Source organism: Bacterioplanes sanyensis (genome assembly GCF_014652515.1).
In the GTDB taxonomy this organism is placed as follows: Bacteria; Pseudomonadota; Gammaproteobacteria; order Pseudomonadales; family Oceanobacteraceae; genus Bacterioplanes; species Bacterioplanes sanyensis.
This window is the reverse complement of record NZ_BMYY01000008.1, coordinates 97873-113563: the sequence shown is the minus strand read 5'-3', so window position 1 is coordinate 113563 and position 15691 is coordinate 97873. Positions and strand designations below refer to the sequence as shown.

Genomic DNA, 15691 nt, shown 5'->3' with positions numbered 1-15691 from the left:
GATCGAGGCATAGCTAAATCGCCTGATTTGCCATATTAGGTGAGCGTTATTCATTGGACGGCATTGCTTAGCGCATAAAAAAGGCCGTCAGTTGACGGCCTTTTTTGTTTCAGCTGGGCAGTTAGTCCAGCTGCGGCGCGGCGGCCAGAATGGCTTCTGACACGTCGTACTTTTTAAAGTTTTCAACGAACTGAGCCGCCAGGTTCTTAGCTGCTTCCGTCCAGGCCGCTTCGTCGCCCCAAGCTGCGATTGGGTTCAGCAGTTGGCTTTCAACACCTTCAATGGCGGTTGGCACATTGAGGCCAAATACCGGCAGGGTTTCGGTGTCGGCGTCACGCAGAGCACCGCTCTGAATCGCACTGATCACGGCACGGGTCGTAGGGATCGAGAAACGCTCACCGCCAGCACCATTCGCACCGCCGGTCCAGCCGGTGTTCACCAGATATACCTGAGAGTCGAACTCGGTGACGCGCTTCATCAGCAGCTCAGCGTATTCGCCGGCAGGGCGTGGGAAGAAAGGCGCACCAAAACAGGTAGAGAAGGTCGATTTCAGACCTTTAGAGCCACCCATTTCTGTTGAGCCAACCAGTGCGGTGTAGCCAGACAGGAAGTGGTAAGCGGCCTGCTCTTTGCTGAGGATAGACACAGGTGGCAGAACGCCAGTCATATCACAGGTAAGGAAGATCACCGCTTTGGGCTCGCCACCTTTGTTTTCCGCGACACGCTTTTCAACGTGCTCCAGCGGGTAAGCACAGCGACCGTTTTCGGTCAGGCTGGTGTCGGTGTAGTCGGCGATGCGGGTTTCTTCGTTGATCACCACGTTTTCAACGATGGCGCCAAACTTGATCGCATCCCAAATGATGGGCTCGTTTTTCTTCGACAGATCGATGGTTTTGGCGTAGCAGCCACCTTCGATGTTAAAGACGGTGCCCTTGCCCCAGCCGTGCTCGTCATCACCAATCAAATAGCGCTCAGGGTCGGCAGACAGGGTGGTTTTGCCGGTGCCAGACAAACCAAAGAACAGGCAGGTATCGCCGTCTTCGCCGACGTTGGCGGAGCAGTGCATTGGCAATACGTCTTTTTCTGGCAGCAGGAAGTTCTGTACCGAGAACATGGCTTTTTTCATTTCGCCGGCGTAGCGCATGCCCGCCAGCAGCACTTTGCGTTGAGCAAAGTTAATGATCACACAGCCATCCGAGTTGGTGCCGTCACGCTCAGGCACACATTCAAAGCCAGCAACGTTAAGAATTTGCCACTCTTCTTTGTCAGCGGCGTTGTAGCTATCAGGGCGGATAAACAGGTTGCGACCAAACAGATTTTGCCAGGCGGTTTGGGTGGTCATTTTGACCGGCAGATAATGCTGTGAGTCGGAGCCCACGTGCACATGCGATACGAAGCGATCCTGTTGTGACAGATATTCCTCAACTCGCTCCCACAGAGCGTCGAACTTGTCGGCATCGAATGGGCGGTTGATGTTGCCCCAGTCGATGGCGTCTTTGCTGCTCGGCTCTTCAACGATGAAGCGGTCCATCGGTGAGCGACCAGTACGCTGGCCAGTAGTCACCACCAGGGCGCCGGTGCTTTGCAGCTTGCCTTCGCCACGCTGGAGTGCGTGTTCAATCAGTTGAGGAGAAGATAAGTCAGTGTAAACAGTGGTCATATCGGTGCCCGATGGGTCCTCGCTGTTGTCGTGCGGGGGAGAGCCGCCGCATCAGTCTGTGTTACCTACCGCCCAGAGGGTGCACGGGCGTTCGAGGCGCGCGATTATGCCAGAAAATGACCATTAGGATAAGTGTTGGGCAACTTCTGTCTTGTTAGGCCAGCGGTTTGTCCATATCGGCCGCTTGTGGCGGCCGCTAACATCGGCAGGAATGACAGCCTGAGCTAGTGCTGCTGGCGCTCAGGGAACAACTGATCAACATCGTGCTGTTCGAAGCGATATAACTGCTGGCAAAACTCGCAGTTAATGGCAATGCTGCCTTGCTCATTGAGTACCGATTGCAGCTCGTCGTAGCCCAGCTGATGCAAAGCCGTGCCAATGCGCTCCTGACTGCAGGTGCAGAGGAAAGACAACGCGCTGGCCGGATACAAGCGCACGGCTTCTTCGTGATACAACCGGTGCAGCAGGGTTTCGTTGTCCAGTTGCAACAGCTCTTCATCTTTCAGCGTGCTGGCTAAATGCGTTAGGCGATCCCAGGCGTCTGGGTCTTCGTCGGCGCTGGCGGGCATTTTTTGCAGCATAAAACCCGCCGCTCGGGTGCCGTCACAGACCAGCCAGAAGCGACTGCCGAGCTGCTCGGATTGCTCGAAATAATCGCTCAGAGCTTGGGCAATATTGCCGCCAGCAATGGCGGTGATGCCCTGGTAGCGCTGACCCTGTTCGGGCTCGACGGTGATCACCAGTTGGCCATCGGCGAAGTCCAGCTCGTCATTGCTGAGCTGGTCATCGTAGCGGGCGATGGCTCGCAGTTCGCCTTGGTGGCTGGTTTCCGCTTGTAGCAAAGAAACGCTGCCGCTTAAGCGCACTTGCAGCGTGAGTCGGCCGGCAAACTTGAGGTTGGCGCTCATCAGGGCGGTGGCGGCCATCAGCTCACCCACGGCACGAGCAATTACAGGTGGGTATTGGTGGCGATTGAGCACTTCTTGGTAGCTGTCGTGCAGTTGCGTCAGCTCACCGCGAATGTTGGTGCCGTCAAAGCTAAAGCGCTGCAGTTGGTCGGCGGCTTGGGTCATGTCAGTATTCCTGGTTGCGTTCAAAGCGGCGCATGTCGCGGCGCTCTTTTTTGTTCGGTTTATGGTCGGGAACGGCCATGGTGGCGCGTGCGATTTTACGCCGCTCACCTTCGTCCATACGGCGTTTGATGCTGGCGGGTGTTTCTTCATACAGCAGCTGAGCTTGCGGTGCCCCGCGGCGCTGGTCTGACAGCGCTTGCACGATCACTTCTTTTTCATCAAAGCCCTGGCGAATGCTGAGCTTAGCGCCCAGTTCGACCATTTTGCTGACTTTGCAGCGCTGGCCGTCGTAGTGCACCTTGCCGCCTTCGATGGCGTTTTTGGCCAATGCCCGAGTCTTGTAAAAGCGTGCGGCCCATAACCATTTATCCAGCCGCACTTTGCTGGTCTCTGTCATCGCGTATTTCCTCAACCTTAGCTCCCATGATGGGGATGCTTCAGTCAATATCCAACTCGTTAAAGTGGTGAATGCCGGGGAACGGGCTGTTTTGTTGGGGCGGTTGCTGGCTGTCTGGTTGCAAAACGGTGAGCAGGTGGGCAATGCCCCAGTCCGAGGCGGCCTGCAATACCGAGATATTATCGTCGATCAGCAGCGTGCGCTGCGGGTCGAAGGGCTCGTCTTGCTGCAGGTGCTGCCAAAATGCCTGACTTTCTTTGGGCTCGCGATAATCATGTGAGCTGATGATGCGATCGACCTGCTCGGCTAGGCCAGTACGGGCCAGCTTTAACTCCATGCCAGCGCGATGGGCGTTGGTGACGATGACGCTGCGTTTGCCACGCAGGCTGAGTTGCTGCAAAAAATCCTGCACGTGCGGGCGAAAGCCGATTTTGTCTTGCACTTCGTGTTTGAGTGCCAAGATATCCAGCCCCGTCAGTTCGGACCAGTAATCCAAACAGTACCAGTTGAGGGTGCCGCGCAGGCTGATAAAGCTTTTATTTAGCTCGCTCTGTGCTTGCTCGGCGCTGAGACCGTGGTGTTCGGCGTAGCGACTGGGCAGATGCTGCAGCCAGAAGTAGTTGTCGTAGTGCAAATCCAGCAAGGTGCCGTCCATATCCAGCAGCACGGTGTCGATTTGTTGCCAATCGGTGGCCTTCATAGGGTTATACTCAACAGCATTTAAACCATTGTAAGCGGCTCAAGCATGGATAAAAAACCAGAGATTCTCGCGCGCCACCGCCTAGCGGAAACCCGGCTGTTTCGTATCGAGTCGATGGACATTCGCTTCAGCAACGGTGTGGAGCGCACTTATGAGCGCTTGGTGCCGGGCGGCACCGGCGCTGTGATGATGGTGGCGCTGTTCGATGACGACCGCTTCGCCATGATTCGTGAATACGGTGGCGGTGTTGAAGACTACACCCTGACGCTGCCTAAAGGCGCAATTGATTTAGGCGAGAGCATGCGTGATGCCTGCCTGCGCGAGCTGCAGGAAGAAATTGGCTACGGCGCTAACGAGTTTATTCACTTAAAGAAGATCAGCCTGTCGCCCAGCTACATGAGCGGGGGCATCGATTTGGTGCTGGTACGTAATTTGTACCCGTCAAAGCTCGAAGGTGATGAGCCCGAGCCTTTAGAACTGGTGGAATGGCGTTTGTCGCAACTGCCGGAGTTGTTTGCCCGCAATGACTGCAATGAGGGCCGGGTGCTGGCGGCGCTGGCGTTGACTCAGCAGTTCTTGGCTGGGCAGCTGCAGGGCGACCCTCTTTAAATCATCCGGCATCGCTTGAGTTACCATTGCCCTGCAGTGCTGGCGCAACCTGAGCAATGGCACTGGCCAGTTTCTCTAGCTTGATGGGTTTGGCGACAAAGCCGTTCATGCCGGCAGCCAAGCAACGCTCTTGGTCTTCCATCATGGCATTAGCGGTGAGGGCCAGAATGGGCACGCTGCGCCCGGGGATTTTCAAATCGCGAATGCGCTCTGTGGCTTCAATGCCATCCACCACCGGCATGTTGATGTCCATCAGTACTAGGTCGTAATCGCGTTGCATCAGTGCGCCGATGGCAACTTCGCCGTTCTCGGCAATATCAGCTTCAAATCCCAATCGCTGCAGTATCTTAAGGGTGATCTTTTGATTGACTAGGTTGTCCTCAGCAAGCAGAACGCGGCCATGAAACTTAAGCGGTGTTTTGGTTTTTTGCTGCGCCGGTAGCACATGATTACCATTGCCGACGGTGAGCGGGACGACCAAAGTAAAGCAGCTACCTTCGCCGCTGGTGGATTGCAGCTGTATATCACCTTGCATGGCATTGGCCAGACGGCGGCTAATGGTCAGCCCCAAGCCGGTACCGCCATAGCGCCGGCTGGTGCTGCTATCCGCTTGGCGGAAGGCGGTAAAAATCTGTTGTTGTTTATCCGCTTCAATGCCAATGCCTGTGTCAGTCACTGACAGCGATAGCTGATAGCGTTGCTCAGAAATTTCTTGGCCATTAAACGCAATGTGAATATGACCATGGTCGGTAAACTTAATGGCATTGCTAATGAGGTTGGTCATGATCTGGCGAATACGCTGCACGTCGCCACGCCAGAATACCGGTAAACCAGCCTGGTAAACGCTCGTCAAGGCCAGCTCCTTACGCCGCGCGGCGTCGCTAAATAGCTGGTAGAGCTCGGTTAACAAGGCTTGTAAATCGAAGTCGCTGTAATCGATCTCAAGGTTGCCAGATTCGATTTTAGAGAGGTCGAGAATGTCGTTGATGATGCCCAACAGCGACTGCGACGACTTACTAATGATTTCAAGGTAGTGGTGTTGATCCTGGTTTAGAGGTGAGCCTTGCATCAACTCTGCAGCCCCCAGAATGCCATTCATTGGGGTGCGAATTTCATGGCTCATGTTCGCCAAGAAGATGGTCTTACTGCGGTTTGCAGCTTCGGCTTTGGCCAATGCTTCACGGATTTTTTCGTTGGCATCCGCCAGCGCTTGCTGTTGCGCCACGCTGGCGGTCATATCAACGCCGGCCAGCAGGTAGTCATCGTCTTCGCTGCGCTGGCCTTCAATGCGGGTAATGCGCCAGCTAATCAGGTAGCTTTTACCCGTGGCAGCGATGAGCGGATAGTCAATCTGCTCGCCGGGACGTTGCTCGTCGCCGCCGCTGAGGTGCTGCCACTGTTGGCGCATGCGCTCGGCGTGACTGCGCGGCAACAGCGTAAATATCGGCTGCCGCAACACCTGCTCATCAGGTAACTGCAGCAGCTGGCGCATATGGGCATTCATGCGGGTAATGTTGCCCTCACGGTCGCATATGACCAGCAAGGTCTGCATGGCATCGAAGTAGGTATTGAGACGCTGTTGCTCCATGCGCAGCTGTCGCTCTGTGCGCGAGCGCTTGCTGATGTCGTCGCCATTGATCAGCAAATACGAGCGGTCGTTGGTATGCAAAAGGTGGACGTGCAATGTCCAGTCCGTCAGGTTGCCCTGCTGATCGATCAGTTGGCAGTCAAAGTTAATGGCTTGCTGACTCGCTAACGCCAACTTGAAATGCTGCTCAACCACAGCTTGTTGCTCAACAGGTAAGTAATCAATAAATCGCTGCCCCTCCTCGACCTTGAAGCTATTACGAAAACGCGGATTGGCGTCCAAAACAAACCCGCTAGCACTCAGCTGCAAGGCTATGCCAGACATAAACTCCCAGCCCAAGCTTTGTTGGAGCTGACTCTGTCGCAAGCGCTTGATAAGTGGCATAACCAAGCGTCGAAACATGGCAAACAACAGCAGCAATACCATCAGACTGGCCACCAGCACTGCAACACCCATGGTGACAAAGCCACCATAAAGATCACGCAGGGGGCGGTACATGATGACGGCGGTATGCTCGCTCACAAGTGTGTGGTGCAGTAAATGCAGTTGGCCATTTAAACGACTCAAGCGCGACTCAGCACCGCCATCACGCAATATCTGACGAGCATCGTTGAGGTTGGCAGCACGGGTGTTACTGGCCAAAACAGCGATTTGATTGCCTTGCTGCGCCACCAATTTCACCCAATACCCTTGGTTGGTGAGCGCCTGCATCAAGGTAGCGGGCGGCGCTTGCTGACGCCTTGCATAGTTCGCCAGCTCGGCCGACCAGAGTTGCATGGAACGGTATTCTTGGCGTACCTGCTGCTTAATCAGCAAGGCCATGATCAGCAATGAAATACCGATCGCGCTGAGCAGTGCCAGCAGCCAGATGTGTTGTAAGCGACGCCCCATGCCTGCCCTCAGCCCGTACAGGCTATTTGTGCCTTTTATTTCGTCGCTATCTGGCCAGCCAGCAGCGCACGAACCCCCTTTCAACCATAGTGCTGATTGGCTAAATCAGCCACGGCAGTAGAGACGGCAACACCAGTGCGTGCAAGGTTGCGGTTAACGTCATGGCCAGTGCGGCATAAGCGGCTTGCTGCTGCCCCAACTCCAAGGCCCGACTGGTACCGATAGCGTGGGCGCAAATACCCAGCGTTAGGCCCACGGTATGAGGCTGGTCGCGGCGAATTAGGCGCAGCAGGGGCGGTGCCATTAGGGCACCCAGAATACCGGTAGCAATGACAAATGCAGAGGCCATCGCCGCCAGTCCGCCAACTTGGTCACTGATGGCAACGGCCACAGGCGTGGTGATGGATTTGGTGGCGATGGTGCGACTCAGTGGCAGGTCGCCGATCCACCAATAGGTGAGTGCACCAGCAACGACGATGGTGGTACCGCTGCCGCAGGCAATAGCGATAATGACGCGCTGCCAATGACGGCGCATGGTATGCAAATACTGATACAGAGGCACCGCCAGCATCACAATCACCGGCCCTAGCATCATGTTGATGAGCTCGCCGCCTTGCATATACACCGGATAGGGCGTGCCCGTCAGCAGTAATAGGCCAGAGAGCAGCGCAACACCGATAAGAATCGGGGGAAACAGCGGATTGCTGCCGCTGCGCAAGTACACTTGCTGGCCGATTAAAAACGCTGCCAGAGTGGCGCTGGCCCAAAATAATGGCAGTTGCAGTAGCTCAGTCATGGAAGTAGCCTTTTCCCATAATCCAGCCGCACACCAAAATACCCGGAATCAGGCTGACAATTAGAATCACTAGCAAGGCAGGACCGTGGCGGGCAATGGTTTCGCCTTGGGTGACGATGCCAGTACTAACAGGCATTAGAAATAGCGGTAGGAGTGGAGATAAAGTGCGTGTTGTTTGTTGTAACGATTGTGGCGTTTTGCCCACAAGCAACAAACTGACTAAAAGTATCAGCATACCGATAATGGCTGCTGGTACGGGTAACGTGAATACGTTATGAAAAAAATGCCCTAACAGTAGGCATGCCAGCAGTATTAGCAATCCTGGCATGATCGACTCCGGCAAAGGATGGTGCGGAAGGAGAGACTCGAACTCTCACGCCGTGAGGCACTGGAACCTAAATCCAGCGTGTCTACCAATTCCACCACTTCCGCGACAGGCCGCGCATGTTAACGCCTTGTTTCAACAAACACAAGTGCGATTTTCAACATCGTGTGCTGACGTCGCTGTGGCATACTCAGGCGCAAACATGAGTGACGGAGAACAACCATGGCCTCTGATGAGTCCCGCTTGGCGAACAACTTGGTTTTGACCGCCGCCGCAGCCGTCGTCGTCATCGCCGGTATTAAAAGTGCGGCGTCGATGCTGGTGCCATTTTTGCTAGCGGTCTTTATTGCTGTGATGAGCGCGCCGTTGATGGCCTGGCTGACGCGTCACCGCGTGCCAAGTGTGCTAGCGGTATTGCTACTGGTAAGCCTGTTTGTAGTGATCGGCATGGGGCTAGCGACGTTTGTGGGCGGTACTGTGAATGCCTTCTATCAAGATATGCCACTGTATGAGCAAAAGCTGAACGCTTTGCTGCAGCAAGGCATTGCACAGCTACGTGCACTGGGGATTGAAGTGGCCAATGACTTGGTCAAGGAGTATGTAAACCCGGGTGTGGTCATGAAAACCGTCGCCTCGGTGTTTAACGGCTTAGGTGGAGTGCTGACTAATACCTTTTTAATTCTGTTTACCGTGGTGTTTATCTTGCTGGAAGCCTCGGGTTTTCCGGACAAGGTAAAGCGCGCCTTTGGTGAGCAAACATTGGCGTTTGAGCACTTTGCTCGTTTTAGCCAGTCGGTACAACAGTATTTAGCGATTAAAACGCTGGTGAGCTTTGGTACCGGCCTAGTCATTGCGATTGCGCTGAGCATTATCGGTGTGGATTACGCACCGCTGTGGGGGCTGGTGGCTTTCCTGCTCAATTACATTCCTAACATCGGCTCGATTATTGCGGCTGTGCCGGCGGTATTGATCGCTCTAATTCAGCTAGGGCTCGGCTCAGCATTGTTAACGGCCGCGGTGTTTGTTGGCGCCAACACCTTGTTTGGCAACGTCGTTGAGCCGCGCTTAATGGGGCGCACCTTGGGGTTATCGACGCTGGTGGTCTTTCTGTCGTTGGTGTTTTGGGGATGGGTTTTGGGGCCGGTTGGTATGTTGCTCTCCATTCCGCTGACCATGGTGGTTAAAATTGCTCTCGAAACCCGCCCGCAAACCCGCTGGTTAGCGACCTTGCTCGATCATTGAGGTAAGGAAGGGTAAAAACACTGGGCACCTGAGGGTGGTGGATTAAACTGCGAAGCTCAAATATATGGCTAATAAATACGCAATGAACCGCATTCTGCTGATCGACGACGACTTTGAACTGGCTGAGCTGCTGCAGGAATACCTAGCAATGGAAGGCTTTGAGCTGGGCGCCCGACACGATGGCGAGGCCGGTTTGCAAGCAGCGCTGTCCGGTGATTTCGATCTGGTGCTGCTGGATGTGATGCTGCCGAAAATGAACGGTTTTGAAGTGCTCAAAGCCCTGCGCGAGCAGTCGTCCATCCCGGTCATCATGCTGACCGCGCGCGGTGAAAGCGTCGATCGGGTGTTAGGTTTAGAGCACGGTGCCGATGACTACATCGCCAAGCCATATCACCACCATGAGCTGGTGGCACGTATCAAAGCGCTATTTCGTCGCATCGACTTCAGCGCCGAAGACAGCAGCAGTCACAACCCATATCAGGTCGGCGAGTTGGTGCTGGACCCAGCAACGCGGGAAGTGACTCTGGAAGGCGAGCGCGTATCGCTCACCGGGGCTGAGTTTGGCGTACTGCAATGCTTGATGGAAAACACCGGCGAGCTGGTCGACAAGGACACGCTATCGCTCGCAGCACTGGGCCGGCCTTTAATGGCCTATGACCGCTCCATCGACATGCACGTCAGCAATTTGCGTAAAAAACTGGGCAAGCGCGATGACGATACCGATTGGATCAAGACCGTACGCAGCCGTGGCTACATGCTGATTCAGGTATAAGCGTGCGCACCACCCGCTGGTATCGCTCCCTCTTCTTTAAAGTCTTCTTTTGGTTCTGGTCAGTGATCTTTCTGGCCATGCTGGCGGCCGTCGTCACCAGTGATTGGATTGGCGACGACTACTTTCGCCAAGCCACACCTCGCGAGCAAATGCATCTGATTCGTTTGTTAGAGCGCAAACCACCGATCATTGCCGAAGATCGCAAACTATGGCGCAAGCTACGTCCGGGTTGGAATCTGGTTGCCGTGGCCAGTGACCGCGTGCGCCAGCTCCCCCATGATGTCGAAGAGTTCGTAGATGCCGCTGAAGAGTCGGGTCGTATTTTATGGGGCCAAGACGATGGCTGGCTGATGATCGGCCCAGTAGCACGGGGCGACTACCTATATGTGGCCATCAGCCGCCAACAATGGGGGAGTTTCCTTGAAGATGAGCACCGCTGGATGGTCCCCGTGGCCGTGGTGGCTGTGGTGACCCTGTTGTGCTTTACCCTAGTTTGGAGCCTGACTCGGCCCATTAGGCGTCTACAGCGTGCAGCACGCCAGCTAGCACAGGGCAACTTTGACGTTTCCGGCCTGCGCGCGGATGAGCATCGCCATGATGAAATTGGCGCCCTTTCGGGCGAAGTGATCGACATGGCGGCAGCACTACAGCGACTACTGCAAAGTCACCAGCAGCTGCTGCGTGATGTCTCACATGAACTGCGCTCACCGCTAACACGCTTGCAAATTGCCTTGGGCATTGCCCGCAAAAAAGACCAACAAGATGCGTTGGCCACGGAGCATGACCGCATTGAGCGCGCTGTAGCCCAAGTGGATGGCCTGGTGGGGCAGATACTCGACCTAGCGCGCCTGCAACAACAAGACAGCCGCGCCTTGTTGCTGGAAGAAGACGACGTTGATAGCCGGCTGGATGACTGGCTAAGTGACGCGGCTATTGAAATTGACGACAAACAATTACGCCTACAACGCCAGAATAATCCGGTACCATTGACCTGCGAGTGGGACTGGGTTTTGATCGAACGCGCGTTCGATAATATCTTGCGCAATGCCATCCGCTTTGCACCGGAACACAGCGAACTGCTGGTCGCTCTGGAAAGCGACGGTGACTGGGTCAACCTGGCCGTTGCCGATCAGGGGCCTGGCGTTCCCGATGATGAGTTACAGCGTATTTTTGATCCCTTCACCCAGGTCGACAGTGCCCGGGACCATGCTAGCGGGGGCTACGGCATCGGTTTGGCACTGGTCAAACGCATTGTTGAACTGCACGACGGAATGATCCGTGCTGAAAACCGATCACCCGGTCTTCAAATAACAATACGGTTACCACGTAAGATAAATCACTGATCAAAGCATAGAGTCCGCCCTAATTTAGTGGAAAAGGGATTGGCTTTTTGTTATCAAGTAGCTCCCCTTACGCCTCTGTGTATTGGACCAAAGTTGCACAGCCGGCTTTTTACAACGCGACAAGACTGGACGAGTACTATGTCAGAAGATTTGAAGCAAGCGGCCCTGGATTACCACGCCAACCCCAAGCCGGGCAAAATTAGTATTGAGCTGAGCACCCCAGCTGAAACCTCTCGCGATCTTTCCCTTGCCTACAGCCCAGGCGTGGCAGAGCCTGTGAAAGCCATTGCAGAAGACCCAGAAAATGCCTACAAGTACACCGCCAAAGGCAACCTAGTCGCAGTAATCACCGACGGCTCCGCCATTCTGGGTTTGGGCAACCTAGGGCCTCTGGCGTCAAAGCCAGTAATGGAAGGTAAGAGCCTGCTGTTTAAACGCTTTGCCGGTATTGACTCCATCGATGTGGAAGTCGAAGCAGAAAGTCCGCAGGCCTTTATCGATACTGTACGTCGCATTGCCAATACCTATGGCGGTATCAACCTAGAAGACATTAAAGCGCCTGAGTGCTTCGAGATTGAGCGCACCCTAATCGAGCAGTGCAACATTCCAGTATTTCACGACGATCAGCACGGTACTGCCATCGTCACCGTCGCCGGCGTATTGAACGCACTGGAAATCCAAGACAAGCAAATCAGCGAAGTCAAAATGGCGGTGTTGGGTGCTGGTGCGGCAGCGATTTCTTGTTCCAAGCTGCTGATTCTGGCGGGCATGAAACCAGAAAACATCTTTATGTGTGATCGCAAAGGCGTGATTCACTCAGGTCGTGACGACTTGAATCAGTACAAGCAAGCCTTTGCGGTGGATACCGATAAGCGTACTTTTGATGACGCCATCGACGGCGCCGACATCTTCTTAGGTTTGTCTGGCCCAGATATGGTAAACGCCGAGCAAATCAAGAAGATGGCGGATCGCCCCATCATCTTTGCTTGCGCCAACCCAGTGCCAGAGATCATGCCGGATGTCGTTGCCGCTGCACGCGATGATGCCATCATGGCTACCGGTCGCTCAGACTTCCCTAACCAGGTGAATAACGTACTGGGCTTCCCATTCATATTCCGTGGTGCGCTCGATGTTCGCGCCCGCGAGATTAACGAAGAAATGAAACTGGCCGCAGCACAAGCCTTGGCAGAACTGGCGAAAGAGCCAGTCACACAAGAAGTTCTGACCGCCTACGGCTTGAATGAACTGACCTTCAGTAAGGATTACATCATTCCTAAAGCCACCGATTCGCGCCTGCTGGGCAAGGTGTCTTACGCTGTTGCAAAAGCCGCCATTGACTCAGGGGCAGCTGATGGCCCAATGCCGGCCAACTACCCGCTGAACTCGATCAGCGAGATCTAAGAAAAACCGCCTTCGGGCGGTTTTTTTATCCCAAGATAATATGCGGCAAAAAGCGGCTCAGGTCTTGTGTGATGGGACCACTGTCTTCACGAATGGAAATACCCGCTGCCTGATCGTTGACTAGCCAGCTACCAATCAAAGTGTGGTGTGACCCAAACTTGGGTAGCATGTGCGCCTGCTGATAAACAAAGCCCTCCTCGCCATACGGTCCGGAAGAGAATTCGGTTTCTTGCGCCCCGCTGATCAAACTAATATTTGCTCCCTCGCGCGAGTAAATGGGTTTTTTCACCAATGACATGTCACTCGGAACTCGATCGAGCTGGTCTTCGAAATAGGCCGGCAACAGATTGGGGTGGCCAGGGAAGCGCTGCCATAACATGGGCAATATAGCCTTGTTCGATAGCACCGACTTCCATGCTGGCTCCACAAAGCGAACGCCGGATTCAGCGATCAATGGTGCATACGGCTCACGCACCATGAACTCCCATGGGTACAGTTTAAACCACCATTCGATGATATGGTCATCAAGGTCAGTGAGTCGGCCGTTCGCATCGCGTCCAACATCTTCAATAAAGACAAAGCGGGTCTCTATGCCCGCCTCAGCGGCACAATCCTGCAGATATTGCACTGTGCCGCGATCCTCATCCGAGTCTTTACAGCAACTCACATGCAGTATCGGGCTGGCTTGCTGACGCAGCTGATTAGCGAGTAACTCACGGAAACGCTGGACCAGCTTTTCTTGCAAACTATTAAACTGATCTGCTTGGCGCGAAATCAAGCCTTTATCGGCCTGATCTTCGAGCCATAGCCATTGCCAAAAGCCGGTTTCATACAAACTGGTAGGAGTATCAGCATTGTTTTCATACAGCTTGGCAGGCGACTGGCCGTCGTAAGCAAAATCTAAACGCGAGTATAAACTGGGCTCCCGTTGCAGCCAGCTTTGCCGCACTACGTCCCACTGTGACTGAGGTATGGCAAAGCGACGCAGCAATCTTTCGTCTTGCACCACAAGATCGACCACCTCCAAGCACATGGCATGAATCTCTTCTGTTGGCGCCTCTAGATCGCGCTCGATTTGCTGTAACGAAAATTGGTAATAGGCACTTTCATCCCAGTAGCGCTCGCCGTACATGGTATGAAAGTGAAAACCAAACTCGTGTGCGCGCTGCTCCCAGCCGGGGCGCTCAGCAATCGGAAGGCGAAGCATCAACCACCCCAGCTACGCGAGGAAGAGCCACCACCCCAGCTGCTTTTCGCCGATGCGGTTGAGCCAAAGCCGCTACGGCTGATGGTTTTTGTGCCTTTAGGGTAAACCTTACTGACCGAAGCTTTGGGCTGATTCGCAGATTTAGGTATGCGATAAGAGCCAAAGCCACCACTGCCGTAGGTTAATTCGGTACCATCAGCAAGTACGACATCACGGTACTTATTGCGAAAGACTGGACTGTAGTATTTCGTGCGATATGCATCGCCAACTTCATCAATGGCTTCAGCCACTAAAAAGCCCGTCATTGCTGGAGTGAAAAACCCCTGATTACTGTCTTCACAGTTATGGAAGCCAAAATTGTCTTCACAGTCGCGTTCATCTTGAAACCTAGGTGCGGTTCGCTGCGCCTCGGCCAGCGCTTTTTTGTAGGCAAACTCGCATTGTTCCTCTGTCAGTGAAGTTCTTTCCTGACAGTCATCGATAGATGCCACCATGGTGACCGGCTCAGTAGATGAGCAGCCGACTAACCCAGCACTGGCTGCAGCCGCTAGGGTCGTAGCTGGGTGTTTACGCATGCGCGAAAGAACGATATTTTTTGAACGTTTAGACATCAGAGCCTCCCCTTAATAGCTCAATGATGCGGCATTAAGTAGGCCCACCGACACTGACACTGCCAGCAAGACAATGGCAGCACTGATTTCATTGTTTTGAATCCGAGCAACAATCTTGGGCATAAATATAAAACGTACCAAAGCAAAAGCTACCAGTTGCGCTAATAAAGCAATCGCTCCCCAAATCAGAAAGTCGATCAAGTCGACAGAGTTACTGATGGCACCCGCTAAGGCGATAGAAAAGCCAAGAATAGCACCGCCAAAGGCAATGGCCGCTGCGGTATTTTCTTCCTGCTTAATCAATTGCCACTCATCGTGAGGCGTAATAGCGGCATAAATAACTTTGAATAACATCAAAGCGACCACTGCGATACTAAAATACAAAGCAAAATTGCCAATAGCATGAACTAACATACAGACCTTCCTGTGATTAAATTAACCGTAAATAGTGAGTTGACTGGGAGTTAAAGTGATACCGGTACTAATAACCAGACAGCGTGATAAATGACCGCTTTTTTCTCGGTGCTCCTCTGCGGCTAAAAACAATGACTCTGTCATACCTTGGTGAGCTAAAGAGCGTTCAAATAACATAGCGAACTGATCAGTGCTGCTTTGTTGTAGCTGCTGGTCCCAAGTGGTTTCTGTCATTGCGACCGGAGGATGATAGTCATCGATATCGGTCCATACACGCTGAAAACACTGCTGTTCCAAATAGTATTTCTGTTGCCCAATTTCTTCGCTTAGCAGCCTATTCCAGCGTTGCTCGGTAGCAATATTCAAAGTGTCGTAATAGTGAAACAGTTTGACGTCGATCACATGCTGATCTGATCGACCTCCTTGCGTGACCACCTGCAACCAAGCATCGTCATCGGTGTAATAGCGGAACAAAAAGGTATCATCCATTTCAACGATCCCAGCCGCCTGAATCAGTTGTGTTGAGGCAATATTCTGGGCGGTCAACTCCTTCGCAAGCAGTCGCAATAACAGACTATCTACCTCAAAGCTGAAGCCGGGTTTTAAGCCGAGTATCTCAGGCGTACCAGATGTTTCTGTCTTTTTGAACCAATGCAACATAA

16 protein-coding genes and 1 tRNA gene are annotated in these 15691 nt (G+C 53.7%); 5 read left to right on the top strand and 12 right to left on the bottom strand.

Features of this window, described 5'->3' with window-relative positions; all coding sequences use genetic code 11:
- Nucleotides 1-121: 121 nt before the first annotated feature.
- From IE090_RS12465 to yrfG, 4 genes are all read right to left on the bottom strand, one after another.
- Nucleotides 122-1660: a phosphoenolpyruvate carboxykinase gene (locus tag IE090_RS12465; RefSeq protein ID WP_189388717.1), complete on the bottom strand. Its 1539-nt coding sequence runs from the start codon at nt 1658-1660 to the stop codon at nt 122-124.
- A gap of 224 nt (nt 1661-1884) precedes the next feature.
- Nucleotides 1885-2733, bottom strand: a complete 849-nt coding sequence (gene hslO / locus IE090_RS12460) for an Hsp33 family molecular chaperone HslO (protein ID WP_189388716.1) — start codon at nt 2731-2733, stop codon at nt 1885-1887.
- Between the two features lies 1 nt (nt 2734).
- Nucleotides 2735-3130, bottom strand: coding sequence for a ribosome-associated heat shock protein Hsp15 (gene hslR, locus IE090_RS12455; RefSeq protein WP_189388715.1), 396 nt, complete (start codon nt 3128-3130; stop codon nt 2735-2737).
- A 40-nt stretch (nt 3131-3170) separates the two neighbouring features.
- Entirely contained in the window at nt 3171-3830 is a 660-nt protein-coding gene (gene yrfG / locus IE090_RS12450) for a GMP/IMP nucleotidase (RefSeq protein WP_189388714.1), read from the bottom strand.
- 45 nt (nt 3831-3875) lie between these two features.
- On the opposite strand from yrfG, the gene nudE reads away from it, so the two are divergent.
- Nucleotides 3876-4439, top strand: coding sequence for an ADP compounds hydrolase NudE (gene nudE, locus IE090_RS12445; RefSeq protein WP_189388713.1), 564 nt, complete (start codon nt 3876-3878; stop codon nt 4437-4439).
- Between the two features lies 1 nt (nt 4440).
- Here nudE and IE090_RS12440 read toward each other — a convergent pair whose 3' ends face one another.
- The 4 genes from IE090_RS12440 to IE090_RS12425 all read right to left on the bottom strand — a co-directional run bounded on the left by IE090_RS12440 (nt 4441) and on the right by IE090_RS12425 (nt 8146).
- Nucleotides 4441-6918 carry a hybrid sensor histidine kinase/response regulator gene (locus tag IE090_RS12440; protein WP_189388712.1) on the bottom strand — a complete coding sequence of 826 codons (2478 nt, stop codon included), beginning with the start codon at nt 6916-6918 and terminating at the stop codon, nt 4441-4443.
- A 100-nt stretch (nt 6919-7018) separates the two neighbouring features.
- On the bottom strand, nt 7019-7714 hold the full coding sequence (locus IE090_RS12435) for an LrgB family protein (protein ID WP_189388711.1): 696 nt from the start codon (nt 7712-7714) through the stop codon (nt 7019-7021).
- Nucleotides 7707-8042: a CidA/LrgA family protein gene (locus tag IE090_RS12430; protein WP_189388710.1), complete on the bottom strand. Its 336-nt coding sequence runs from the start codon at nt 8040-8042 to the stop codon at nt 7707-7709. Before IE090_RS12430 ends, IE090_RS12435 begins: the two co-directional genes overlap by 8 nt.
- 19 nt (nt 8043-8061) lie before the next feature.
- Nucleotides 8062-8146: transfer RNA gene (locus IE090_RS12425), tRNA-Leu, on the bottom strand.
- A gap of 115 nt (nt 8147-8261) precedes the next feature.
- On the opposite strand from IE090_RS12425, the gene IE090_RS12420 reads away from it, so the two are divergent.
- From IE090_RS12420 to IE090_RS12405, 4 genes are all read left to right on the top strand, one after another.
- Nucleotides 8262-9281, top strand: a complete 1020-nt coding sequence (locus tag IE090_RS12420; protein ID WP_189388709.1) for an AI-2E family transporter — start codon at nt 8262-8264, stop codon at nt 9279-9281.
- A gap of 82 nt (nt 9282-9363) precedes the next feature.
- On the top strand, nt 9364-10053 hold the full coding sequence (locus tag IE090_RS12415; RefSeq protein WP_189388775.1) for a response regulator: 690 nt from the start codon (nt 9364-9366) through the stop codon (nt 10051-10053).
- Nucleotides 10054-10055: 2 nt separating this feature from the next.
- The gene (locus IE090_RS12410) at nt 10056-11396 is read left to right on the top strand and encodes an ATP-binding protein (RefSeq protein ID WP_189388708.1); all 1341 of its coding nucleotides are present in this window, start codon (nt 10056-10058) and stop codon (nt 11394-11396) included.
- 138 nt (nt 11397-11534) lie between these two features.
- Nucleotides 11535-12797 (top strand): malic enzyme-like NAD(P)-binding protein, encoded by a 1263-nt coding sequence (locus IE090_RS12405; protein WP_189388707.1) that lies wholly within the window; start codon nt 11535-11537, stop codon nt 12795-12797.
- 25 nt (nt 12798-12822) lie between these two features.
- Here IE090_RS12405 and IE090_RS12400 read toward each other — a convergent pair whose 3' ends face one another.
- The 4 genes from IE090_RS12400 to IE090_RS12385 are packed head-to-tail and all read right to left on the bottom strand — an operon-like array spanning nt 12823 to nt 15689.
- Nucleotides 12823-14004 carry a glutathionylspermidine synthase family protein gene (locus tag IE090_RS12400; RefSeq protein WP_189388706.1) on the bottom strand — a complete coding sequence of 394 codons (1182 nt, stop codon included), beginning with the start codon at nt 14002-14004 and terminating at the stop codon, nt 12823-12825.
- Complete coding sequence (locus IE090_RS12395; RefSeq protein ID WP_189388705.1) at nt 14004-14615, bottom strand: DUF1190 domain-containing protein; 612 nt, start codon at nt 14613-14615, stop codon at nt 14004-14006. The genes IE090_RS12400 and IE090_RS12395 overlap by 1 nt, the downstream gene beginning before the upstream one ends.
- Before the next feature lie 12 nt (nt 14616-14627).
- Nucleotides 14628-15029 carry a DUF350 domain-containing protein gene (locus IE090_RS12390; protein WP_189388704.1) on the bottom strand — a complete coding sequence of 134 codons (402 nt, stop codon included), beginning with the start codon at nt 15027-15029 and terminating at the stop codon, nt 14628-14630.
- Between the two features lie 21 nt (nt 15030-15050).
- Nucleotides 15051-15689, bottom strand: coding sequence for a YjfK family protein (locus IE090_RS12385; RefSeq protein ID WP_189388703.1), 639 nt, complete (start codon nt 15687-15689; stop codon nt 15051-15053).
- Between the last annotated feature and the right edge of the window lie 2 nt (nt 15690-15691).

What these genes read in the sequence shown, in the direction of transcription:
- yrfG (WP_189388714.1), bottom strand. Translation starts at nt 3,830, where the DNA reads ATGAAGGCCACCGATTGGCAACAAATCGACACCGTGCTGCTGGATATG.
- IE090_RS12400 (WP_189388706.1), bottom strand. Translation starts at nt 14,004, where the DNA reads ATGCTTCGCCTTCCGATTGCTGAGCGCCCCGGCTGGGAGCAGCGCGCA.
- IE090_RS12385 (WP_189388703.1), bottom strand. Translation starts at nt 15,689, where the DNA reads ATGTTGCATTGGTTCAAAAAGACAGAAACATCTGGTACGCCTGAGATA.
- IE090_RS12435 (WP_189388711.1), bottom strand. Translation starts at nt 7,714, where the DNA reads ATGACTGAGCTACTGCAACTGCCATTATTTTGGGCCAGCGCCACTCTG.
- IE090_RS12395 (WP_189388705.1), bottom strand. Translation starts at nt 14,615, where the DNA reads ATGTCTAAACGTTCAAAAAATATCGTTCTTTCGCGCATGCGTAAACAC.
- hslO (WP_189388716.1), bottom strand. Translation starts at nt 2,733, where the DNA reads ATGACCCAAGCCGCCGACCAACTGCAGCGCTTTAGCTTTGACGGCACC.
- hslR (WP_189388715.1), bottom strand. Translation starts at nt 3,130, where the DNA reads ATGACAGAGACCAGCAAAGTGCGGCTGGATAAATGGTTATGGGCCGCA.
- IE090_RS12415 (WP_189388775.1), top strand. Translation starts at nt 9,364, where the DNA reads ATGAACCGCATTCTGCTGATCGACGACGACTTTGAACTGGCTGAGCTG.
- IE090_RS12420 (WP_189388709.1), top strand. Translation starts at nt 8,262, where the DNA reads ATGGCCTCTGATGAGTCCCGCTTGGCGAACAACTTGGTTTTGACCGCC.
- IE090_RS12405 (WP_189388707.1), top strand. Translation starts at nt 11,535, where the DNA reads ATGTCAGAAGATTTGAAGCAAGCGGCCCTGGATTACCACGCCAACCCC.
- IE090_RS12390 (WP_189388704.1), bottom strand. Translation starts at nt 15,029, where the DNA reads ATGTTAGTTCATGCTATTGGCAATTTTGCTTTGTATTTTAGTATCGCA.
- IE090_RS12440 (WP_189388712.1), bottom strand. Translation starts at nt 6,918, where the DNA reads ATGGGGCGTCGCTTACAACACATCTGGCTGCTGGCACTGCTCAGCGCG.
- nudE (WP_189388713.1), top strand. Translation starts at nt 3,876, where the DNA reads ATGGATAAAAAACCAGAGATTCTCGCGCGCCACCGCCTAGCGGAAACC.
- IE090_RS12430 (WP_189388710.1), bottom strand. Translation starts at nt 8,042, where the DNA reads ATGCCAGGATTGCTAATACTGCTGGCATGCCTACTGTTAGGGCATTTT.
- IE090_RS12465 (WP_189388717.1), bottom strand. Translation starts at nt 1,660, where the DNA reads ATGACCACTGTTTACACTGACTTATCTTCTCCTCAACTGATTGAACAC.